Here is a 21964-nt window from a genome sequence, read left to right on the forward strand (position 1 = left end):
GGCAAAGAAGCAAGCTTCTTCCCGCTGCCGCCCGACTTGCATGTGTTAGGCCTGCCGCCAGCGTTCAATCTGAGCCATGATCAAACTCTTCAATTAAAGTGTTTGATGCTCAAAGAATTCTGACTGTCCGTTCATAATGAATTAACTGTTCAGTCACTCTTCAAGACTGTTTTAATCTTTTTCGCCTTTCGGCGTCAGATAGTGTCTTGTGAGTGCCCACACAGATTGTCTGATTAATTTGTTAAAGAGCGTTGGCAACCGGGAGTACCTTCCGGGTTGCGAGGCTGCGTATCTTACGCTTTCCTCTTTTCGTGTCAAGCCTTATTTTTCAGGGCCTTTCACGTTGTCATCCCGACCGGTTTGTGTGTTTGTCGTGACAACGGAAGCGCATTATAGGGAGTTTTATGATACTGGCAATAGTTATTTTAAAAAAAGACTTCAACCGATTATTTATCACCCAAAACACCCGGATTTGTTGTTTTTCCAATCTATAAAAAGAAAAAAGAGGTGCAAAAACACCTCTTAAAAACTTTTTAAGCAGCCAATATTATTGGTTTGCAACAATACGATTGTCTTCCAACTCCAGAATCACTAATTTACCTGGAATCAATTTGCCAGAAAGAATTTGCTGGGCCAGTGGGTTTTCAATCTCTTGCTGGATAGCCCGTTTCAATGGACGAGCCCCATAGACAGGATCAAAACCAGCTTCGCTTAGTTTTTCCAGCGCGGGAGGTGTTATCTCCACTTGATAACCATGATCTTCCAAACGCTGGTATAAACGCTGCAATTGAATATTCGTAATAGATTTCAGATGTTCTTTTCCTAATGGATGGAACACAACAACTTCATCAACCCGGTTGATAAACTCAGGTCTGAAATGGTGACCAACCACCTCCATCACCATATTTTTCATACCTATATAATCCAGTGAACCAAAGCGCTCCTGAATCATATCGGAGCCTAAGTTAGAAGTCATAATCACAACCGTGTTACGAAAATCAACCGTTCTGCCCTGACCATCAGTCAACCGGCCATCATCCAATACCTGCAATAAGATATTGAAAACATCTGGATGAGCTTTCTCTACTTCATCCAGCAAAATGACCGAATAAGGACGACGGCGCACCGCTTCTGTCAGATACCCGCCTTCTTCATATCCAACATAGCCGGGAGGCGCTCCCACCAACCTTGAAACGGCATGTTTTTCCATAAACTCTGACATATCAATGCGCACCATGGCATCATCACTGTCGAACAAGAAATTAGCCAATGCTTTACACAATTCTGTTTTCCCCACCCCTGTCGGTCCCAGGAACATGAAAGAACCGATTGGACGATTGGGATCAGATAATCCCGCTCTGCTACGACGAATTGCATTCGATACGGCATCAACAGCTTCATTCTGCCCTATCACACGTTTATGCAATTCTTGCTCCATACGCAGTAGCTTATCCTTTTCGCTTTCCAACATCCTGGATACAGGGATCCCTGTCCAGCGCGCGAGTATTTCAGAGATTTCAGCATCTGTGACTTTGTTACGCAGCAGCTTCATATGACGATTTTCTGCTGTTGTTGCTGTCGCCAGACGTTTTTCCAATTCCGGAATTTTTCCGTACTGAATTTCAGACATTTTAGCCAAGTCACCACTACGGCGAGCTTTTTCTAATTCAATACGGGCATTTTCTAATTCAGCCTTAATATTCTGAGTACCACTAAGTTCAGCTTTTTCTGCTTTCCACTCTTCTTCCAATTCAGAATATTCACGTTCTTTTTCTGCCAATTCTTCGTTCAGCATCTCTAAACGTTTTTTACTGGCATCATCAGACTCTTTTTTCAGTGCTTGCTGCTCAAGCTTTAATTGAATAACACGACGCTCAAGGCGATCCAGTGCTTCTGGTTTAGAATCCATCTGCATACGCAGACTTGCCCCTGCTTCATCAATGAGGTCAATGGCTTTGTCAGGCAGCATACGATCAGAAATATAGCGATGAGATAATGTTGCAGCCGCTACGATGGCCGGATCAGTAATTTGGACGTGATGATGCAACTCATATCGCTCTTTCAGCCCACGTAAAATAGCAATCGTGTCCTCAACCGTAGGTTCTGCCACATAAACTTTCTGGAAACGACGCTCTAAGGCTGCATCTTTTTCTATATATTGACGATACTCATCAAGTGTTGTTGCCCCGACGCAATGCAGTTCTCCACGAGCCAGAGCGGGTTTTAACATGTTACCGGCATCCATTGCGCCTTCGGCTTTGCCTGCGCCTACCATGGTATGCAATTCATCAATAAACAGAATGACTGAACCTTCCTGTTTGGCAAGATCGTTCAAAACACCTTTCAAACGCTCTTCGAATTCACCACGATATTTAGCACCGGCTAATAACGCGCCCATATCAAGAGACAGAACACGTTTGTTTTTCAGCCCTTCTGGAATTTCACCATTAACAATACGCTGAGCCAAACCTTCGACAATCGCGGTCTTCCCGACCCCTGGTTCACCAATGAGGACAGGGTTATTTTTGGTTCGGCGCTGCAATACCTGAATAGTTCGACGAATTTCTTCATCACGCCCAATTACAGGATCTAATTTGCCTTGTTCAGCACGCTCAGTCAGATCAATAGTATATTTCTTTAACGCTTGGCGCTGATCTTCTGCGCCTTGCTCATTTACTTTTTCACCACCGCGCATTTGCTCTATTGCCTTAGTGATTTTATCTTTGGTTGCTCCCGCCGCTTTCAACATGTCACTTAATGTTCCACGTTCTTCTATCGCGGCCAGAACATAGAGTTCAGAAGAAATGAAGTTATCACCTGATTTTTGGGCAAGTTTGTCACACAGGTTTAAATAACGTCCCAGTTCGTTGGATACCTGCACATCTCCACCATTGCCTTCTACTTTCGGCAATCGGTTCAGAGCCTGATTCAGTTGATCATTGAAGCTTCCCGTATCCACCCCTGCCGAGGCCAATAAAGGACGTACTGAACCACCTTCTTGATTAATTAATGCACTCATCAAGTGGATAGGTTCGATGAATTGATTATCACGCCCTAATGCGAGGGATTGGGCGTCAGCGAGAGCAAGCTGGAATTTATTGGTAAGACGATCCAGACGCATAACACCTCCAATACTGGTCAGAATTTGCTACTGGAGACTAGATAAGGCCATTCCTTAAATATTCAAGGTCTTCTGTAAAGTTAATTGGAAACTTACCGCTATACGTCAAAGATCGTCCTGTAAAGTAGGTTATCGCAACCAGATTAAAGTTGCCATTCGCCCTGTATTACCATCACGACGATAGGAGAAAAAGTTTTTTTCCTCCGTGACAGTACATGCGGCTCCACCAAAAATGTCTGTTATTCCTACTGACTGCAACTTTAATTTAGCCAGTAAGTAAATATTTGCCAGAAACTTATCGCCATAAGGCGTGAAAGCGTGTTCCAGATCAGGATTGGTTGCGATGAAAGCTTCCCTAACCTCACATCCCACCTCAAATTTTTCAGGGCCAATAGCAGGCCCCAACCACGCACGGATCATGTTAGGTTTTGCGCTAAATCGAGACACGGTATTCTCCAACACTCCGGCGCATAATCCGCGCCATCCTGCATGAGCCGCCGCGACTTCATCACCAGAAATACTGCAAAAAAGAACTGGTAAGCAATCTGCTGTCATCACAGCACAAACCTGATCAGGGATATTCGTGTAAACGGCATCAGCCTGATTATTCACCAATGGCTGACCATCAAGTGTGATAACACGTATTCCATGTACTTGCTCCAACCATATAGGCTGCTGCGGCAATTGGGCATATTCAACCAACAGCGTTCTATTCCGTTCCACGTATTCTGGAACGTCCCCAACATGATTACCCAGATTTAAACTGTCATATGGGGACTGGCTTACTCCGCCTAAACGGGTAGTACTGCAAGCGCCAACATTATCAGGCTGTGGCCAATCAGGAAAAATCAGTGGTGTCATTTACCTACCAATCCATCTCATCTTTGAAAGTTTCAGCATCCGCTTTCATCACTTCAATCAACTTAACCATGTCGTCCGGTAATGGCGCATGCCATTCCATCTCAATTCCAGTGATCGGATGGTAAAGACGTAACATGGTTGCATGCAATGCCTGGCGATCAAAATTGCGCATCATTTCGCGAAATTTATCAGAAGCCCCTTTTAAGGGACGAGGTCGCCCACCGTACAGAGGATCACCCACTAACGGGTGTTTTATATGTGCCATGTGCACCCGAATTTGGTGTGTTCTGCCTGTCTCCAAACGCAAACGCAATCGAGTATGCGCCCGGAAATGTTCCATAACACGATAATGGGTAACAGCAGGTTTACCCATAGGATGTACTGCCATGTGTGTCCGTTTTGTTGGATGGCGAGAGATAGGTTCTTCTACCGTTCCTCCAGCCGTCATACATCCCAAAGCAACCGCTTCATATTCACGGGTTATTTCACGTAATTGTAAAGATTCCACCAAACGAGTTTGTGCCGGAACGTTTTTTGCCACAACCATTAGCCCTGTCGTATCTTTGTCAAGACGATGAACAATACCTGCACGGGGAACATCTGCAATTTCAGGATAATGATATAACAAGGCGTTCAACACAGTACCGTCAGGATTACCTGCCCCCGGATGAACAACCAAATCACGTGGTTTATTGATGACCAAAATATCGTCATCTTCATAGACAATATTCAGTTCGATATTCTGTGGCTCCCAACGCGTATCTTCTTCAATGATAGCGTCAACGGAAATTTCTTCACCGCCCAGGACTTTTTCTTTTGGTTTGCTAATTAATTTGCCATTAACTTGAACTTTATTATCCAAGATCCACTCTTTTATACGTGACCTGGAGTAATCAGGGAACAATTCAGCCAATGCTTGATCTAAACGTTGACCTAGCTGAGATTCAGCGACTATTGCATTAAGTCGGATTTGTTGTGCCATTATAACTTCTATATTTTACGTTGAGTTTTGACGGCGAGGCCGTTTCATTTAAAATAGTGTGCTATTGTAACTCATATTTTGCCGGGAGCTTCACGGACAGTCTCCCAGAAAACACTCAGAGGATAATCAACACGTGATGATTCGCATGAAATATCTGGTGGCAGCGACCACATTGAGCCTGGTTCTATCTGGATGCTCTAACAATAAGGATGCTGTTCCTGATATCCCGCCATCTCAAATTTATTCAATTGGGCAGGAAAAACTGCAAGAAGGTAACTATAAATCGGCTATCAAACAATTGGAATCCCTTGATAACCGATATCCTTTTGGCCCGTACTCCCAGCAAGTTCAACTTGATCTGATCTACGCCTATTACAAATCAGCGGAATACCCGCTGGCGCTCGCATCCATTGACCGTTTCATGCGCCTGAATCCAACCCACCCTAATATCGATTATGTACTCTATATGCGTGGTTTGGTTTCGCAAACTCTGGATGATGACAGCCCATTACAAGGGCTGTTCGGGATTGATCGTTCAAATCGTGATCCTGAACATGCCCGTGCTGCATTCCGTGATTTCAACCAACTGGTGCGCTATTACCCAAACAGTCAATATTCAACTGATGCTACCAAGCGGTTAATATTCCTCAAAGAGCGTTTAGCCAAATATGAACTTGCAGTTGTGCAATATTACACTAAACGCAATGCTTACGTAGCTGTTGTCAATCGAGTAGAACAAATGCTACGAGACTACCCTGATGCTAATCCAACCCGGAAAGCACTCCCTTATATGATGTTAGCTTATAAAGAATTAGGATTGACGGCTGAAGCCAATAAAGTGGTACAGCTGATCGCTGCCAACCCTGTATAAAATCTCATCCCATCAGATTTGAACAAGTGAGCAAAAACAGTAGCTAAATGGCTGCTGTTTTTTATCTACTCGTTGAAGTTGCCAGGGTTGTTATTGTCAGAAATATCACTACTAAAAGTGTGATTTTTATAAGACTTGTTTTTTGCTCTGTGTATTATTTATACAAAATAACTGAATACATTAGCGCAATTTTTGTCATGTTTGGCTATATTTTCACCTTGAAAACAATGAAAGCTTTGTAATTATAACGTAATTTAATAATCCCACAACTGACCAATGATGACGCATAACTCTTTTCTTCGCAACAAATATTCTCCATATCTTCCCTGGCTATCACAATTCCATCACTTACTGCCAAAATCACTCAATAAAAGTGATTTAGATCATTCTTTTTATACAAAATGGCGCTATGCTGAATGCACCAGAGACGGAGTAACATCTAAAGAGGTAACTATATGTTAGTGAACATTACCAGCAAACAAATGGAAATTACCCCCGCAATTCGTAGCCATGTAGAAGACCGTCTAAGTAAGTTAAGCAAATGGCAAGTTAATCTAATAAATCCACATATCGTACTATCAAAAGAACCGCAAGGATTCTTGGTTGATGCCACAATCGGCACACCGAATGGCACGTTAGTGGCCAGCGCTAAACATGAAGATATGTACGCAGCAATCAATGATCTGCTGACAAAATTAGAGCGCCAACTCAATAAAGTGCAGCATAAAGCAGAAGCTCGCCGCACAGATAACAGTGTTAAAGAGTCTAATCTCAACTTAGAAGTATAATCCCACCTGATTTTTGCCCTAACGCGCTCAATGAGCGCGTTTTTACTGCCTGTTGACACTTCAAGCTAAATAGGTTAATTAAAATACATTATTGAAACCATAAAGTAGCATGCTAACAGGTCAAATGATTATCAAACCGTCTTTGTTATTTTTCTTTTTTTCCACCTTCTCATAAGGAGGTTGATTCGTTTCAAAGAAAATTTAAGAAGACGAATAAAAGCCTCCCATCAACAGGGAGGTTTTTTGTTTTACTGATCAAAAAGATATCTATGATGCACAGGCTACACTCATAATAAGAATGTCAGGAACATATTATGGAAAGAGACTTAGTGAGTTTACGAGAAGAAATTAGCCATATTGATGCGGAATTGTTGGATCTACTTGCTAAACGCCGACAATTAGCCAGTGACATCGCCCAAACAAAACTGCTCAATCATCGCCCTATCCGAGATAAAAACCGTGAACGAGAATTATTGAATACATTGATAAATAAAGGAAAGTTACGCGGATTAGATGGATTTTACATAACACGATTATTTCAGATGATCATTGAGGATTCTGTTCTCACCCAACAGGCGTTATTACAACAATATTTGAATCAGACACCTTACGATTCTGCCCGTATTACTTTTTTAGGGCCAAAAGGTTCATATTCTCATATTGCAGCCCGACAATTTGCTGCTCGTCACTTTAATCAGTTGGTTGAGTGCAGTTGTCACAAATTCTCAGATATTTTCTCACTGGTTGAGATTGGGCAGGCTGATTATGGCATCCTGCCACTGGAAAATACCAGTTCAGGGGCAATCAATGAGGTTTATGATTTATTGCAACATACCTCCTTATCCCTTGTTGGAGAGATAACTCTGCCAATCAACCACTGTCTATTGATTGCCGGGCAAACTGATATCTCAAGGATAAAAACCGTTTATAGCCATTCCCAACCTTTTCAACAATGTAGCCAATATCTCAATAAATATCCTGACTGGAATATTGTCTATTGTGAAAGCACTGCTGCTGCTATGCAAAAAGTGGCTGAACTTAACTCACCAGAAATAACCGCATTGGGTAGTGAAGCAGGCGGCACTCTCTATGGATTACATGTTTTAGAAAATAATTTAGCGAATCAGCAAGAGAATAGCACTCGCTTTATTGTTGTTGCCCGCAAACCTATTGACGTATCCAATCAAGTTCCTGCCAAAACCACATTTATTATGTCAACCGGACAACAAGCAGGAGCATTGGTTGATGCTCTCATTATCCTAAAGAAACATGATATCCCCATGAGTAAACTGGAGTCTCGCCCAATAAACGGCAAACCGTGGGAAGAGATGTTTTATATTGATGTGCAAGTCAATCTGCGCTCCATGAAAATGCAACATGCATTGAAAGAATTGACGGAAATTACTCGTTTGCTGAAAGTGTTAGGATCTTACCCATCAGAAAATGTCATTCCTATCGATCCTATCTAAAGTAAAAAACGAAACCGGATGTTTCTATCCGGTTTTAAAATAAGACCTATACTCGGTTGTCACTAGCCTGCTGTAAAAGCACTCGACTTTCCTTCATAAATCGAGCTGCTTCATCACCAAACCAACCACTCACTTGGTTAAAGCTCTCAATAAAAGCTGACTTATCTTGTTGTTCCAAAATTTCCAGCACCTGCCCGAAACTTTGGTAATAGCCACGTATAAGTGCAATATTTTCAGGACTAGACATAATAATATCAGCATACAGTTGGGCATCTTGTGCAAATAATCGTCCTACCATCGCTAGCTCCAATCGATATATCGGTGAAGACAGCGAAAGTAATTGCTGTAAGTCGATATCTTCCTTTGCAAGATATCGTCCGTAAGAGAAGGTAGTGAAATGACGCAACGCCTGAATGAAACTCATATTTCTATCATGCTTCTCTGCGGTGATGGGGTACAACCTCGCTCCCCATACTGAAATCTGTTCCAAAAACCATTGGTATGACTCTGGATAGCGCCCATCGCAATACACAACCACTTGTTTCGCAAAGCTACCTATATCTGGCCCAAACATAGGATGTAACCCTAAAACAGGCCCTTTATGTACTTCAAGCATCGCACTTAACGGTCTTTGTTTGATTGAAGCCAAATCAACTAAAATGCACTGTTCTGGTAAAGGAGGCAATCGACGGATAATCTTCTCTGTCAAGTGAATGGGAACACTGACGATCACCATCCCTGCTCCAGCCAATATATGTTCGGCGTTATCCCAATCGTCAGCTTCGAGCACCCTGACTTCATAGCCAGACAACGTCAACAATCGACTGAATAATCGGCCCATTTTGCCTGAACCACCTACAATGACCACAGGTCCTAAATGAGTGGCGAGTTTTTTAAAGCCTTTGTTATTCTCACTGACATAAGACTCCCGCATAATTCGGCGCAAGATATCTTCAATTAAATCAGGCGGAATTCCCATATTTTCCGCCTCCTGACGGCGGGAAGCCAACATAGCAGCCTCCCTATCAGGATCATAAATCGGTAAGCCGAGTTGACTTTTAACTTCACCAACTTGCGCGACTAAATCCATTCTTTTCGCCAGCAACGATAATAAGGTTTTATCTACCTCATCAATTTGAGTCCTTAATTGTGACAATTCTGTCGTCATATTGATTATCCTGCTTTTTCCATCATTATGTTTCGATTAGCCAAATGTGGAGCGATTTGTTGATACAGTTTTCTCAATATTTGCTCCGTAGTCTGCCAGTTAATACAGGCGTCTGTCACCGAAACACCATATTCCATCTCAGAACGAGGCTGCTCGGAGGATTGATTGCCCTCATTAATATGGCTTTCCAACATAATTCCAATGATGGATTGATTTTTGGACATCATCTGTTCAATAACAGAATCCACAACGATACTCTGGCGACGAAAATCTTTATTGGAATTACCATGACTGCAATCAATCATCAGTGATGGTATCAGCCCTGCTTTAATCATTTGGCGTTCACAATCAGCAACGTGTTCTGCACTGTAATTCGGCACGGCACCACCACGCAATATCACATGTCCATTCGGATTACCCCGAGTGTGCAACAAACAAACCTGACCTGACTGATTTATCCCCATAAAGCGATGAGGCATTGCTGCTGCTTTCATAGCATTAATCGCGGTATTTAAACTACCATCTGTGCCATTTTTAAATCCGACTGGCACAGACAACCCTGATGCCATTTCACGATGAGTTTGAGATTCAGTTGTTCTAGCGCCAATTGCTGACCAGCTAAATAGATCCCCTAAGTATTGTGGATTATTGGGATCAAGTGCCTCATTCGCCAAAGGCAATCCCATTTCTACCAGATTCAACAACAGGCGACGGGCAATATGCAGCCCCGCATCCATATCAAATGAACCATCCATATAGGGATCACTAATTAGCCCTTTCCAACCAACAGTTGTACGAGGCTTTTCAAAATAGACACGCATAACAATATACAGACAATCACCCAATTCAGCAGAAAGCGCTTTCAAACGGCGGGCATAGTCCAAGGCTGCATCCACATCATGAATTGAACATGGACCACATACCACTAATAAACGAGGATCACGATGCTGAATAATGTCAGCGATGGTATTACGCGCGTTTGTAATGGCATGTCGATCACGGCTATTCAACGGATATTTCCGTTTCAGCTCTTCCGGTGTGATGAGGACTTGCTCATCAAGGATATGAACGTTATTCAGAGCGTCTTTTTGCATGATCATTTCTACCTGCCTTGTCTGTTTAATATGTGTCTAAGTGTCTGTTGGATAACATACCATGAGCCGTAAAGAATACAATCCAAAATCGTAAATATTTCCCACAAACTGTAAATATTAATTTACATAAAAATGCAAGATCCATTGATATAGTGGAGATACTAACAAGCCATTGAATTTTATTTTCATGTCAAAATATATAAACAATCATTAAAGTTAACGCATTGTAAATAATAATTTACAATAACATCAAAATAGAAATAATTGATTAACTATCTGCGTATAATTTGTTACACAAATAAATATCTTTATAAATCAAATAATAAAAACAAGATCTCAATCTCATTTTTATATAAATATTCTAATAATATTAATATGTGTTTTTAATGTTTCCATGAAACTATAAACCAATATTTATAAACAATAGCTATATCCAATAGATCTAAAGCTATGACTAATAGCTTACAAATGAAGTTATAAGTCATACAGATACAAAAATCGGTATGACCAACTTCTATTTATTTTTCAAATATTTATTAAGGATAGATATGATAACGCTGCAATTTACTATAATAATCATATGCTTATTGATAGGTACGCGTTATGCAGGAATGGGGTTGGGACTGATCAGTGGTATTGGGCTTTTTATACTGACTTTTGTCTTTGGTTTGGAACCCGGTAAACCCCCCGTTGATGTAATGCTGACTATTCTTGCTGTTATCGGTTGCGCATCCGTTTTACAAACAGCAGGTGGGCTAAATGTTATGATGCAGTTTGCAGAGCGCTTACTGCGTCGTCACCCGCAACATATCACCATTTTGGCACCACTGACCACTTGGATGCTCACTTTTCTTTGCGGTACTGGTCATGTGGTTTATACCATGTTTCCAATCATTGGCGATATTGCCTTGAAAAAAGGGATTCGCCCTGAACGGCCAATGGCTGTTGCTTCTGTCGCTTCCCAAATGGCAATTACCGCTTCTCCTGTATCTGTCGCCGTTGTTTCTTTGGTGTCAATTATTGCTGCCAGTCATGGTATTGGGCAGGCGTACGGGATATTGGACATTTTGGTTGTTTCAATACCAGCATCACTCACTGGAGTCATACTTGCTGCATTATGGAGCCTACGTCGAGGAAAAGATCTTGATCAGGACGAAGAATTCCAGGCGAAAATCAAAGATCCAAAGCAACGTGAGTTTATTTATGGTGGGTCTGATACTCTATTGGATCAAGTCTTTCCTAAGCAGGCTTATTGGGCAACCTGGGTTTTCTTTGCCGCAATTGCCGTTGTAGTCTTGCTCGGTGCATTCACCGAATTACGTCCTTCTTTTGAAGTAAAAGGTACACTAAAACCCCTTTCCATGAATCTGGTGATCCAGATGATGATGTTAATTGCAGGCTCCATTATATTGATGGCCTGTAAAGTCAAAACCAGTGAAATCGCCAATAGTGCCGTGTTCAAAGCAGGTATGGTTGCGATTTTTTCTGTTTTTGGTGTGGCATGGATGAGCGATACTTTCTTCCACTCACATTTAGGTGAATTAAAACTAATCCTGGAAGATGTGGTTCAGGCACAGCCGTGGACTTATGCCCTTGTGCTGTTTTTAGTATCAAAACTGGTTAACAGCCAAGCCGCAGCCTTAACAGCTATTGCACCAATGGGATTACAGCTTGGGGTTGATCCTAAGCTTCTGATCGCTTTCTTCCCTGCCGCCTATGGCTATTTTGTTTTGCCTACTTATCCAAGCGATTTGGCTTGTATTGGTTTTGACCGTTCAGGTACAACAAAAATTGGGAAATTCATTATCAACCACAGCTTTCTTTTACCAGGATTGATTGGCGTCAGTGGTGCCTGTACAGTAGGGTATGTATTAGTCAGTACGTTTATGTAACTCACTGTGCCCTTACCAGGCTTACGACTGAAAAAATAAGTTTCCTGATTTAGAATGTAAAAAGGCCAGCATATTCGCTGGCCTTTAATAACTTTCGGATGTAGCAAAAGCGTATTATCTTGCGTTCAGACGCTCTTTAATACGAGCTGCTTTACCAGAACGCTCACGCAGGTAGTACAGTTTAGCTCTGCGAACAGCACCACGACGTTTAACACTGATGCTGTCTACGACTGGGGAGTGAGTCTGGAATACACGCTCAACGCCTTCGCCGTTAGAAATCTTACGAACAGTGAATGCAGAGTGCAGACCGCGGTTACGAATCGCAATAACCACGCCCTCGAATGTCTGCAGACGCTTTTTAGAACCTTCAACGACCCATACCTTAACTTCCACGGTGTCACCCGGACGGAATGAAGGTACGTCTTGCTTCATCTGCTCTTGTTCAAGTTGTTTAATAATGTTGCTCATAATAACTCTCTTACCCTAGGTAAACTGATATATCAAAGATATCCCTTCGGCGGGATATGTCTGGATTAATTCGTTGCCTGATCTTGATATTCCCGTTGGAACTCAGATAGCAACATCCTTTGCTCGTCAGTCAGAGCTAGGTTTTCTAGAAGTTCGGGCCTTCTTAACCAGGTTCGGCCAAGCGACTGTTTCATTCGCCAGCGATTAATTTCTGCATGGTTTCCCGACAGCAAAACTGGGGGAACTTCCATACTATCTAACACTTCAGGGCGAGTATAATGGGGGCAATCCAACAATCCATCAGCGAATGAGTCTTCTTCTGCCGATGCTTGACGCCCTAATACTCCCGGAATAAACCGCGATATCGAGTCAATCATCGTCATTGCAGGAAGTTCTCCCCCGCTAAGAACGTAATCACCGACAGACCACTCTTCGTCAATTTCGGTTTGGATGATACGCTCATCAATACCTTCATAACGCCCGCAAACCAGAATTAATTTCTCATTTGTTGCCAGTTCACAAACTCCCTGTTGATCGAGTTTGCGTCCCTGAGGTGAAAGATAAATCACCTTTGCACCATCACCTGTAGAAGCTTTAGCTGCATGAATGGCTTCCCGTAATGGTTGCACCATCATCAGCATGCCTGGACCACCGCCATAAGGGCGATCATCAACAGTACGATGCCGGTCGTAGGTAAAATCCCTTGGATTCCAGCATTCGATACTCAACAGGCCATTTTTTACTGCCCGACCAGTTACCCCGTAATCGGTTATTGCGCGGAACATTTCAGGAAACAGGCTAATAACCCCAATCCACATACTGCGTCCCACTCATTTAAGCCGTTTTTACCGGAGATTAAAAACCAGGATCCCAATCTACCTCAATAGTTTTGGTAGCGAGATCGACTTTCTTGATAACCTGCCCATCAAGAAACGGAACCAGCCGCTCCTTGATACCGAATGCATCTTTCAGGTTTGCTTTTATTACCATCACATCGTTAGAACCCGTTTCCATCATGTCATGAATGGTCCCAAGGTTATAACCGGCTGTATTTATTACTTGGCAGCCAATAAGGTCTTTCCAGTAATAATCACCCTCATCCAGTTCTGGTAATTGACCACAATCCACCACAATTTCACAGTTAGTGAATAAATTCGCCGCATCCCGATCGTCAATGTCTTTGATTTTGACGATAATATCTTGGTTATGATATTTCCATGCTTCCAGTTCAATGTGTTGCCACTGGCCTAAGCGTTGAATAAACCACGGTTGATATTCAAAAATGTCTTCGGCATGTTCGGTGGAAGAAAAAACTCTGAGCCAACCACGAATGCCATATGCAGACCCTAACTTCCCCAATACAATTGGCTCAACAGGGTGCTTCAGACCAGATTGTTTGCTCATTGTTACCACCGCGACAGATTAAGCTGCTTTCTTAGCGTCTTTGATCAGTGTAGCAACACGATCAGACACAGATGCACCCAGACCAATCCAATGTTCGACACGGTCCAGATCTAAACGCAGAGTTTCTGCTTTTCCTGAAGCGATTGGGTTGAAGAAACCAACACGCTCAATAAAACGACCATCACGCGCATTGCGGCTATCGGTCACGACTACTTGATAAAACGGACGCTTTTTTGCGCCGCCACGAGCTAAACGAATTGTTACCATAACATCCTCATTAGTTAGCAAAACAACCAGACTCCATCGAGGAATGGAGTCCGGTTGTCCATTTAAAAGCCCGAAAATTTTACTCACTTTGGCGCAAAAAGCAATCCAAAGAACATTTTCTTTCGCAACTTTGTTGATTATCGCCCCATAAATCCCGGTGGTAGCATACCTTTCATGCCTCGCATCATTTTTGCCAAACCACCTTTCTTCATCTTTTTCATCATACGCTGCATTTCATCAAACTGTTTCAGCAATCGGTTGACATCCTGCACCTGTGTGCCCGATCCCATCGCAATACGGCGCTTACGGGAACCTTTGATGATTTCTGGTTTTTCACGCTCTTTACGCGACATGGAATTAATGATGGCTTCCATTTTAACCAGAATTTTGTCATCCATTTGAGATTTGACAGCATCAGGGATCTGCGACATACCCGGCATTTTGTTCAACATGCTAGCCATTCCGCCCATATTACGCATTTGTTTAAGCTGTTCAAGAAAATCGCTTAAATCAAAGCCGTCACCTTTTTTCAGTTTGGACGCCAATTTTTCCGCTTGGGTATGGTCAACTTTGCTTTCAAGCTCCTCGATCAGTGAAAGCATATCTCCCATGCCCAGAATGCGGGATGCAATGCGATCAGGATGGAAAGGTTCTAATGCATCCGTTTTTTCACCAACGCCGAGAAATTTGATAGGCTTACCCGTGATATGGCGGATGGAAAGCGCAGCACCGCCACGTGCATCACCATCTACTTTCGTCAGGACAATCCCGGTTAATGGTAATGCTTCATTGAATGCTTTTGCTGTATTTGCCGCATCTTGACCTGTCATTGCATCAACAACAAACAGGGTTTCAACAGGATTGATAGCTGCATGAACCGCTTTGATTTCATCCATCATAGCTTCATCAACATGCAGACGGCCTGCTGTATCGACTAACAGTACATCATAGAATTTCAACTTAGCATGTTGGATTGCTTTATTGACAATATCAACAGGTTTTTCCTGTGGATCGGAAGGGAAAAAGTCAACTCCAACTGTTTCAGACAAGGTTTCAAGCTGTTTGATCGCCGCAGGTCGGTATACGTCAGCAGAAACAACCAAGACTTTTTTCTTGTTTTTCTCTTTCAGCAATTTACCTAATTTAGCAACGCTGGTCGTTTTACCTGCACCTTGCAAACCAGCCATAAGAACCACCGCAGGAGGCTGTGTGGAAAGGTTCAGTTCACTGTTAACCTCTCCCATCGCCATAACCAATTCATTTTGAACGATTTTGACGAATTCCTGACCTGGAGTCAGACTTTTGTTAACCTCATGCCCTACAGCGCTTTCTTTGACTCGTGCAATAAAATCGCGCACGACAGGTAATGCAACATCCGCTTCGAGCAAAGCCATACGAACTTCGCGCAGCGTATCTTTAATATTATCTTCTGTCAGCCGTCCACGACCGCTGATATTGCGCAATGTGCGCGATAGTCTGTCAGTTAAATTATCAAACATTGTCTCAGCTCAGATATCTACAGGTGGGTCTACCTGTATGGCAAATTTCGCAAATTATAGCACGATGATTATGTGATCTCTGCAAAGAGATTCCCAAGTATGATTAACAACGGTTGGAGGCTACTCCTGCTAGCGGTATACTTAAATTTCAGGTTTAATCCATACCCAATGGATTCCATTGTGAAAACGATAAACGTTATGCTGATATTTTCAATTATTGCTTTACTTACCTATCTCATTAGTCTGACGCTCATCGTGCCAGGTTTATTGCGCCAGCAAAACAGTTATCAAAAACTGGCACTTTCTTTTGCCGTTGTAGCGTTAGTCACCCACGTGATTGCATTAAAATACCAAATTTTTCATGTTAGCAGCGGGCAAAATCTCACTTTATTGAATTTAGGCTCAATTGTTAGCTTGCTTATGTGCATCATCATGACAGTCGTTGCTTTCCGTGGACGTGCATGGTTTTTACTGCCGATTGTTTACAGCTTCGCCATGATCAATTTGATACTGGCTAGCATGATGCCGGGAGAATTTATTACTCATCTTGAAGGTAGTATCGAATTATTTATTCATATTGGGCTGGCATTACTTGGCTATGCTACTTTACTCATTGCCGCGCTTTATGCATTACAACTGGGTTGGTTGGATCATCAGCTTAAAAAGAAAAAACTCACATTTACCTCGGGTATTCCCCCATTGATGACAATTGAGCGGAAAATGTTTCACATTACCCAAGTTGGTGTAATTTTACTAACATTGACACTCTGTACTGGCATCATGTACATGGATGATATTTTCAGTAAAGAAAATATCCATAAATCTGTTTTATCTATCATTGCATGGTTTATTTACGTTATTTTGCTTTGGGGGCATTATCATGAAGGATGGCGTGGCAAACGTGTTATTTGGTTCAATTTGATTGGCGCATTTATTCTAACACTGGCTTTTTTCGGTAGCAGGCTATTACAGGAAATGATGGTTTATTAAAAAGTTAATTTATCATCGCTAATTTGTATAATTATTAGGAAGGAATTCTGTTTTGGAGAATGTCTCAACAAGTACACTGATTATAATTCTTGTTGTTATGGTTATTGTTTCAGCTTATTTCTCTGCCTCTGAAACTAGCATGATGACAATCAACCGATATCGTTTACGCCATTTGGCTAAACAGGGGAACAATCCCGCACGCAGGGTGGAATCTCTGCTGCGTTATCCAGACAGACTCATTAGCCTGATACTTATCGGTAATAATCTTGTCAATATTTTGGCGTCCTCTCTTGCTACTATCGTTGGTATGCGACTCTATGGCGATGCCGGTGTAGCCATTGCAACAGGTGTACTCACATTCATTATTCTTATTTTTTCTGAAGTGATGCCAAAGACCATCGCAGCGCTTTACCCTGAAAGAATTGCATTCCCAAGTAGCTTCCTGTTACGCCCGCTAGAAAAAATTATGCTGCCCCTTGTTTGGTCATTTAATAAGATCAGTTTGCTGTTTATGCGCTGTTTAGGTATCAAAACCTCTAATATCCGCAATGATGCTGTCAGTAAAGACGAGCTACGCACAATTGTAAATGAATCAAACGTCAATCTATCACGCCGCAATCAAGATATGCTGCTCTCAATATTAGATCTTGAGAAAGTCACCGTTGGTGACATTATGATCCCACGTAATGAAATTGTCGGCATTGATATTAACAATGATTGGAAGTGCGTTATCAGGCAACTGACACACTCCCCACATGGACGTATTGTGTTATATCGTGACTCCCTTGATGATGCTATCGGTATGCTCCGAGTACGTGAAGCCTATCGACTGATGATGGAGAAAAAAGAATTTACAAAAAGAAATTTACTCAAAGCCGCAGATAAAATCTACTTTATCCCAGTTAGCACTCCCTTAAATATTCAACTTATTAATTTCCAACGTAATAAACAAAAAGCGGGTCTGATCGTTGATGAATATGGCGATATTCAAGGATTAGTGACTGTCGAGGATATTTTGGAAGAAATTGTCGGCGATTTTACCACTTCTATGTCACCAACTCTGGCGGAAGAAGTTCTGCCGCAAAGTGACGGCTCTGTTCTGGTTGATGGCACAGCCAATATACGTGAATTAAACAAGGCTTTCGGTTGGGCACTTCCCGAAGATGGTCCAAGGACAATGAATGGAATGATTCTGGAAGAACTAGGTGAAATTCCTGAATTAAGCGCTAACGTGCAGATTAATAAATACAATTTTGAGGTTCTTGCGGTGCAAGATAATGTTATCAAGCAAGTTCGTGTAACGCAGATAAACCCAAATACGAATAAAGTATAAAATTAATTCAGTGAATAAGTTAACCGCTATAATACACTCGGATTAATACTCAATCTAATCTGTCTATGTAACCAAAGGAAAATAATTAAAAAATCTGATAATTTTAAAAATATAGAGAGAAAAGAACACCAATTCAGGGCTAGCAGAATAAGCTAGCCCCTCAATAATATAAAGCAGATCTGACTACTTAACCAAGTGTAATAATCGTTGAGATACCGCATCTTATACAATATCTAACAAACTAAACTTGAAGCTCCACCAGTTTTTCTTCAGGCAGTGCCAATTCATCGTTATAATTGACACGAACACCAGAATCAAGGATACGTTGAGCAATATCTTGAGCTTCTTTCAATGAGTGCATTTCATATGTACCGCACTGATAAATGTTTAATTCTGGGATCTGATTCTGATCTTGAACTTTTAGCACATCTTCCATTGCCGCTTTCCAAGACTCAGCCACTCTCAATTCTTCTGGAGCACCGATTAAGCTCATATAAAAACCAGTACGACATCCCATTGGAGAAATATCAATGATTTCAACACCATCACCGTTCAAATGATTGCGCATAAAACCTGCAAACAAATGCTCAAGTGTGTGAATACCTCGTTCTGGCATCACTGCTTTATTAGGAACACAAAAACGTAAATCAAATACTGTGATAGTATCGCCGTGAGACGTGTTCATTGTCTTGGCAACTCTAACAGCAGGTGCAGCCATACGAGTATGGTCAACTGTAAAACTATCCAATAAAGGCATAATACTACCTCCTGAGGTATCAGATTTTTTATGAAGATTTTTTCAGATAAATGAAACCTTTTCATTTGCGGCTAGTCATAAGATATGAAGACGCGCAAAAATTGTTATCATCCCTATTCTCTAAGATATTTTATTTGGCCACCTGTGGTGGCCTTTTTCTTTTTTAACGCCCTGTATGAAGTTTTAAATACCCTTCAAAGTTCATGTTATCATGCTGTTCAAGGTCATGCTGGCGTGACACAGAAGCTTCACGCTCAACAGAAAAATTTTCATCATTCAAAATTGAATAATATTCTTCAATCAATTCATTATGATACTGGCCTGCCAATTCCAACCCAAAACCAACTATCCCCTGAGATTTCATCTTGTCCAGGACACGTGCTGAAAACGTTAGTGATGGATCTTCAAACATATTAACCAATTCTTTACAGACTGATTGATATTGGGTCCCTGAACAGGCATCCAGGACTTCAGCAACTCGCTCTAAATCCCTGAATAATTCTTGTCCCACAATCTTAAGCGGTTGTTGTTCAACCCCATAACCAAGACCAATAGACAACCCTGGTTTACGCCCTTCTAAGATAACTTTATTCCAGTTTCCACGACAACAGGCAAGTTCCTCATTTCCCATTTCAGGGGCATCAGCCAGAGCACACCATATCAAAAATAAGTCAAGAAAACGAATTTGCGTCTCATCGACCCCAATAGAGGAAAAAGGATTAATATCTAAAGAACGCACTTCAATATATTCTATACCACCTCTCAATAAAGCATCTGAAGGTGATTCTCTCTCTTTCGTGACTCGCTTTGGACGAATGGGTGCATACAACTCATTTTCAATTTGAAGAACATTAGTATTGAGCTGTAAGTACTTATCTCCTTTTTTGATACCGATTGCCGCAAATTCTTCTGATGGCTTATGAATTGCTTTCTTAAGCCCCTCTATATAGGTATGAAGATGATTAAAAGTAATATTCAGATCACTTTGCGATTTGTTGGTATACCCCAGGTCACTCATCCTCAACGAAGTCGCATAAGGCAGGTAACAAGTCCCTCTTTCTGTTTTCTCAAAAGATAATGCTGTATTTCGTCCACGTAAGAATGAAGAACAGATTGCCGGAGATGCACCAAATAAATAAGGGATCACCCAGCCAAAGCGGTAATAATTGCGGATCAAACGAAGATAGCCATCTGAAATCTGCTCTTTTCCTGTTTCAGCGTCTTTAATACCTAACCACGCCTGCCAAAAACTCATTGGCAGAGAAAAGTTATAATGCACTCCAGAAATTGTTTGCATTAATGCGCCATAACGACTCTTTAATCCTTCACGATACAAGGTCTTAAAGCGGCCTAGGTTAGACGTACCATATTGAGCCAAAGTGATATTTTCTTCTTCATCGATAAAACATGGCATACTTAAAGGCCACATTTTTTCATTGTTCAGATTCCGAGCGGTATAGATATGCAAATCTTTAAGGAAAGCAATGGTTCTATCTATATTACTATCGACAGGGGTAATAAACTCCAATAGAGATTCAGCAAAATCAGTTGTAATCCATTTATGCGTTAAAGAAGCACCAAGTGATTTTGGATGCTCTGTCTTAGCTAAATGACCGTCTGGAGTAACACGCAATGTTTCACGTTCAATGCCTCGGCAAATACCGTTTAATACGGTTGGGTTTGCCTCTAACCATGACAATGCTTTTGATACGTCCGGGATCAATTTGTCCTCCCGTGGAGTTTAAAAGATTATTACTAAAAGTTCACTTTATATGAAACAAGTCAAGTTGTCGCTGATTACATAGAGGTAGCAATGCACTTCCTGTGGGGAGGTGATCAATTCTGCACTAAATAAAAAGATAGGGATTTGGCCGAAAAGCCTTGATATGATTGAGGTATAGGGGTGAGAGGCGATTTTGCACTATCCAGGGAGAATTGATAATTTTTGTTATTTTATGCGTTTAATTCTGCACTGTTTTGATCATAGTTTGAGAGGTTTTAAACAACATTTACAAGGTGATTGATCAGGTATGAAATATCACAATCACCCTGCGTTTTTATTTACTGCCTGAACTATACCAGTTTCAGGTTCCACGCTCCCTTCATCATTGCTAATACGGCGCAAAATCTCTTTGTCGAGGGCTTCATCACCAGGCAGAGCAACCTTAATTGCTTGTTTTAATGTATCTCTGATAGGCAAAGAATCAATAGTGTCCTCAATTGCATCTTGCAATGTTTTCTTTTGTCCTCTATTGAGAATGCTAACAACTCCATTTCTATGTATATACTTCAATAAATCACTGGCTTCGCTAGGTTCTATAGAATCAAATACCATATCCCATGCTTGTTTCAATTGAACTAATTCATGTTTTGAGATATCAGTATTAACCGATTCAACAACACTCGTAACATTAGAGTTAGTGACCTCTCTAGAACCATTAGCAAGCCAATCTATACTAATGTTCTCAATAGAGGATATTGTATTTATTACACTTAAAGTTGGTTCAGTACCTCTATTAAGATAATTGTTCAAAGTTGATACAGAAAGCTCCCAATCTTTTGCTGCTGCCCTTACACTTCGCTTACCTATCAGCAGCTTCAATCGGTCTTTAAAAGTTTCTTTTTCAGTTTCTTTTCTCTCGGGGAGAAAAGAAAGTTTATCCGTTTTTACTACACTCATTTTCCTTTCACCTAACTAATTGACACACAACGTTTTTTATCACTTTGAATCCAGTAAACTCAAAAAGACAAAAGAAAGTGATTTTTTTGCTTTACGTGGGTTCAATTTGGATCAACACTATATCCAGACGGATAACCCCAGCGGATTATCCGCGTGGATAATATTTTTAGGGTAGTCGAAATATGAATGGAAATGAAGTGATAATTCCCGTTGATTGGCATCGCATTGATATTGTGGCAGCTATACACAAAGCAGGGTTCACAATGAGGGAGCTTTCAACATTGGCAGGGTTAGCCCCTGACACATTAAAAAATGCCCTT

Annotated in this window: 20 protein-coding genes and 1 rRNA gene; 7 read left to right on the forward strand and 14 right to left on the reverse strand. The window is 41.4% G+C overall.

Annotation, left to right across the window (positions count from 1 at the left end; all coding sequences use genetic code 11):
- The 4 genes from AAY47_RS18870 to rluD form a co-directional block, all read right to left on the reverse strand.
- Nucleotides 1-96, reverse strand: a 16S ribosomal RNA gene (locus AAY47_RS18870); the annotation flags it as partial.
- A gap of 451 nt (nucleotides 97-547) precedes the next feature.
- The gene (gene clpB, locus AAY47_RS18875; RefSeq protein ID WP_047771866.1) at nucleotides 548-3121 is read right to left on the reverse strand and encodes an ATP-dependent chaperone ClpB; all 2574 of its coding nucleotides are present in this window, start codon (nucleotides 3119-3121) and stop codon (nucleotides 548-550) included.
- A gap of 129 nt (nucleotides 3122-3250) precedes the next feature.
- Nucleotides 3251-3982: a purine nucleoside phosphorylase YfiH gene (gene yfiH / locus AAY47_RS18880; protein WP_047771868.1), complete on the reverse strand. Its 732-nt coding sequence runs from the start codon at nucleotides 3980-3982 to the stop codon at nucleotides 3251-3253.
- 4 nt (nucleotides 3983-3986) lie between these two features.
- Nucleotides 3987-4964, reverse strand: a complete 978-nt coding sequence (gene rluD / locus AAY47_RS18885; protein WP_047771869.1) for a 23S rRNA pseudouridine(1911/1915/1917) synthase RluD — start codon at nucleotides 4962-4964, stop codon at nucleotides 3987-3989.
- Between the two features lie 136 nt (nucleotides 4965-5100).
- Between rluD and bamD the strand changes: the two genes are divergently transcribed.
- From bamD to pheA, 3 genes are all read left to right on the forward strand, one after another.
- The gene (gene bamD, locus AAY47_RS18890) at nucleotides 5101-5835 is read left to right on the forward strand and encodes an outer membrane protein assembly factor BamD (protein WP_047771871.1); all 735 of its coding nucleotides are present in this window, start codon (nucleotides 5101-5103) and stop codon (nucleotides 5833-5835) included.
- Nucleotides 5836-6290: 455 nt separating this feature from the next.
- A complete protein-coding gene (gene raiA / locus AAY47_RS18895) occupies nucleotides 6291-6623 on the forward strand; it encodes a ribosome-associated translation inhibitor RaiA (protein WP_047771873.1) in 333 nt (110 codons plus the stop codon).
- A 314-nt stretch (nucleotides 6624-6937) separates the two neighbouring features.
- Nucleotides 6938-8092 carry a bifunctional chorismate mutase/prephenate dehydratase gene (pheA, locus tag AAY47_RS18900; RefSeq protein WP_047771875.1) on the forward strand — a complete coding sequence of 385 codons (1155 nt, stop codon included), beginning with the start codon at nucleotides 6938-6940 and terminating at the stop codon, nucleotides 8090-8092.
- 46 nt (nucleotides 8093-8138) lie between these two features.
- Here the strand turns inward: pheA and tyrA are convergent, their stop codons facing one another.
- A complete protein-coding gene (gene tyrA, locus AAY47_RS18905) occupies nucleotides 8139-9260 on the reverse strand; it encodes a bifunctional chorismate mutase/prephenate dehydrogenase (protein ID WP_047771877.1) in 1122 nt (373 codons plus the stop codon).
- Nucleotides 9261-9265: 5 nt separating this feature from the next.
- Nucleotides 9266-10360: a 3-deoxy-7-phosphoheptulonate synthase gene (locus AAY47_RS18910; protein ID WP_047771878.1), complete on the reverse strand. Its 1095-nt coding sequence runs from the start codon at nucleotides 10358-10360 to the stop codon at nucleotides 9266-9268.
- A 542-nt stretch (nucleotides 10361-10902) separates the two neighbouring features.
- On the opposite strand from AAY47_RS18910, the gene AAY47_RS18915 reads away from it, so the two are divergent.
- Entirely contained in the window at nucleotides 10903-12246 is a 1344-nt protein-coding gene (locus AAY47_RS18915) for an anaerobic C4-dicarboxylate transporter (RefSeq protein WP_047771879.1), read from the forward strand.
- A 114-nt stretch (nucleotides 12247-12360) separates the two neighbouring features.
- Here the strand turns inward: AAY47_RS18915 and rplS are convergent, their stop codons facing one another.
- From rplS to ffh, 5 genes are all read right to left on the reverse strand, one after another.
- A complete protein-coding gene (gene rplS / locus AAY47_RS18920) occupies nucleotides 12361-12714 on the reverse strand; it encodes a 50S ribosomal protein L19 (protein WP_047771881.1) in 354 nt (117 codons plus the stop codon).
- A 65-nt stretch (nucleotides 12715-12779) separates the two neighbouring features.
- Nucleotides 12780-13532, reverse strand: coding sequence for a tRNA (guanosine(37)-N1)-methyltransferase TrmD (gene trmD, locus AAY47_RS18925; protein WP_047771882.1), 753 nt, complete (start codon nucleotides 13530-13532; stop codon nucleotides 12780-12782).
- 37 nt (nucleotides 13533-13569) lie between these two features.
- Nucleotides 13570-14118: a ribosome maturation factor RimM gene (rimM, locus tag AAY47_RS18930; protein ID WP_047771884.1), complete on the reverse strand. Its 549-nt coding sequence runs from the start codon at nucleotides 14116-14118 to the stop codon at nucleotides 13570-13572.
- A gap of 18 nt (nucleotides 14119-14136) precedes the next feature.
- Complete coding sequence (rpsP, locus tag AAY47_RS18935) at nucleotides 14137-14385, reverse strand: 30S ribosomal protein S16 (protein WP_047771885.1); 249 nt, start codon at nucleotides 14383-14385, stop codon at nucleotides 14137-14139.
- A 137-nt stretch (nucleotides 14386-14522) separates the two neighbouring features.
- Nucleotides 14523-15884, reverse strand: coding sequence for a signal recognition particle protein (gene ffh, locus AAY47_RS18940; protein ID WP_047771886.1), 1362 nt, complete (start codon nucleotides 15882-15884; stop codon nucleotides 14523-14525).
- A gap of 198 nt (nucleotides 15885-16082) precedes the next feature.
- Here ffh and AAY47_RS18945 point away from each other — a divergent pair, with 198 nt between their 5' ends.
- Together AAY47_RS18945 and AAY47_RS18950 are read left to right on the forward strand one after the other, a co-directional pair.
- A complete protein-coding gene (locus tag AAY47_RS18945; RefSeq protein WP_047771892.1) occupies nucleotides 16083-16874 on the forward strand; it encodes a cytochrome C assembly family protein in 792 nt (263 codons plus the stop codon).
- A gap of 52 nt (nucleotides 16875-16926) precedes the next feature.
- Nucleotides 16927-18207 carry an HlyC/CorC family transporter gene (locus AAY47_RS18950; protein ID WP_047771888.1) on the forward strand — a complete coding sequence of 427 codons (1281 nt, stop codon included), beginning with the start codon at nucleotides 16927-16929 and terminating at the stop codon, nucleotides 18205-18207.
- A gap of 241 nt (nucleotides 18208-18448) precedes the next feature.
- Here the strand turns inward: AAY47_RS18950 and luxS are convergent, their stop codons facing one another.
- The 3 genes from luxS to AAY47_RS18965 form a co-directional block, all read right to left on the reverse strand.
- On the reverse strand, nucleotides 18449-18964 hold the full coding sequence (gene luxS / locus AAY47_RS18955) for an S-ribosylhomocysteine lyase (RefSeq protein WP_047771889.1): 516 nt from the start codon (nucleotides 18962-18964) through the stop codon (nucleotides 18449-18451).
- Between the two features lie 163 nt (nucleotides 18965-19127).
- Nucleotides 19128-20687 (reverse strand): glutamate--cysteine ligase, encoded by a 1560-nt coding sequence (gshA, locus tag AAY47_RS18960; RefSeq protein WP_047771891.1) that lies wholly within the window; start codon nucleotides 20685-20687, stop codon nucleotides 19128-19130.
- Between the two features lie 321 nt (nucleotides 20688-21008).
- Nucleotides 21009-21644, reverse strand: a complete 636-nt coding sequence (locus AAY47_RS18965) for a transcriptional regulator (protein ID WP_053014355.1) — start codon at nucleotides 21642-21644, stop codon at nucleotides 21009-21011.
- A gap of 182 nt (nucleotides 21645-21826) precedes the next feature.
- Between AAY47_RS18965 and AAY47_RS21070 the strand changes: the two genes are divergently transcribed.
- A partial coding sequence (locus AAY47_RS21070) for a helix-turn-helix domain-containing protein (RefSeq protein ID WP_047770187.1) occupies nucleotides 21827-21964 on the forward strand: 138 nt, incomplete at its 3' end.

The sequence above is a fragment of the Xenorhabdus griffiniae genome (genome assembly GCF_001028135.1).
Classification (GTDB): Bacteria; Pseudomonadota; Gammaproteobacteria; order Enterobacterales; family Enterobacteriaceae; genus Xenorhabdus; species Xenorhabdus bakwenae.

Coding starts and splice junctions, on each gene's coding strand:
- rpsP (WP_047771885.1), bottom strand. CDS start 14,385: ATGGTAACAATTCGTTTAGCTCGTGGCGGCGCAAAAAAGCGTCCGTTT.
- AAY47_RS18915 (WP_047771879.1), top strand. CDS start 10,903: ATGATAACGCTGCAATTTACTATAATAATCATATGCTTATTGATAGGT.
- tyrA (WP_047771877.1), bottom strand. CDS start 9,260: ATGACGACAGAATTGTCACAATTAAGGACTCAAATTGATGAGGTAGAT.
- AAY47_RS18945 (WP_047771892.1), top strand. CDS start 16,083: ATGCTGATATTTTCAATTATTGCTTTACTTACCTATCTCATTAGTCTG.
- bamD (WP_047771871.1), top strand. CDS start 5,101: ATGATTCGCATGAAATATCTGGTGGCAGCGACCACATTGAGCCTGGTT.
- pheA (WP_047771875.1), top strand. CDS start 6,938: ATGGAAAGAGACTTAGTGAGTTTACGAGAAGAAATTAGCCATATTGAT.
- yfiH (WP_047771868.1), bottom strand. CDS start 3,982: ATGACACCACTGATTTTTCCTGATTGGCCACAGCCTGATAATGTTGGC.
- rluD (WP_047771869.1), bottom strand. CDS start 4,964: ATGGCACAACAAATCCGACTTAATGCAATAGTCGCTGAATCTCAGCTA.
- clpB (WP_047771866.1), bottom strand. CDS start 3,121: ATGCGTCTGGATCGTCTTACCAATAAATTCCAGCTTGCTCTCGCTGAC.
- AAY47_RS18910 (WP_047771878.1), bottom strand. CDS start 10,360: ATGATCATGCAAAAAGACGCTCTGAATAACGTTCATATCCTTGATGAG.
- rimM (WP_047771884.1), bottom strand. CDS start 14,118: ATGAGCAAACAATCTGGTCTGAAGCACCCTGTTGAGCCAATTGTATTG.
- raiA (WP_047771873.1), top strand. CDS start 6,291: ATGTTAGTGAACATTACCAGCAAACAAATGGAAATTACCCCCGCAATT.
- rplS (WP_047771881.1), bottom strand. CDS start 12,714: ATGAGCAACATTATTAAACAACTTGAACAAGAGCAGATGAAGCAAGAC.
- trmD (WP_047771882.1), bottom strand. CDS start 13,532: ATGTGGATTGGGGTTATTAGCCTGTTTCCTGAAATGTTCCGCGCAATA.
- luxS (WP_047771889.1), bottom strand. CDS start 18,964: ATGCCTTTATTGGATAGTTTTACAGTTGACCATACTCGTATGGCTGCA.
- AAY47_RS18965 (WP_053014355.1), bottom strand. CDS start 21,644: ATGAGTGTAGTAAAAACGGATAAACTTTCTTTTCTCCCCGAGAGAAAA.
- ffh (WP_047771886.1), bottom strand. CDS start 15,884: ATGTTTGATAATTTAACTGACAGACTATCGCGCACATTGCGCAATATC.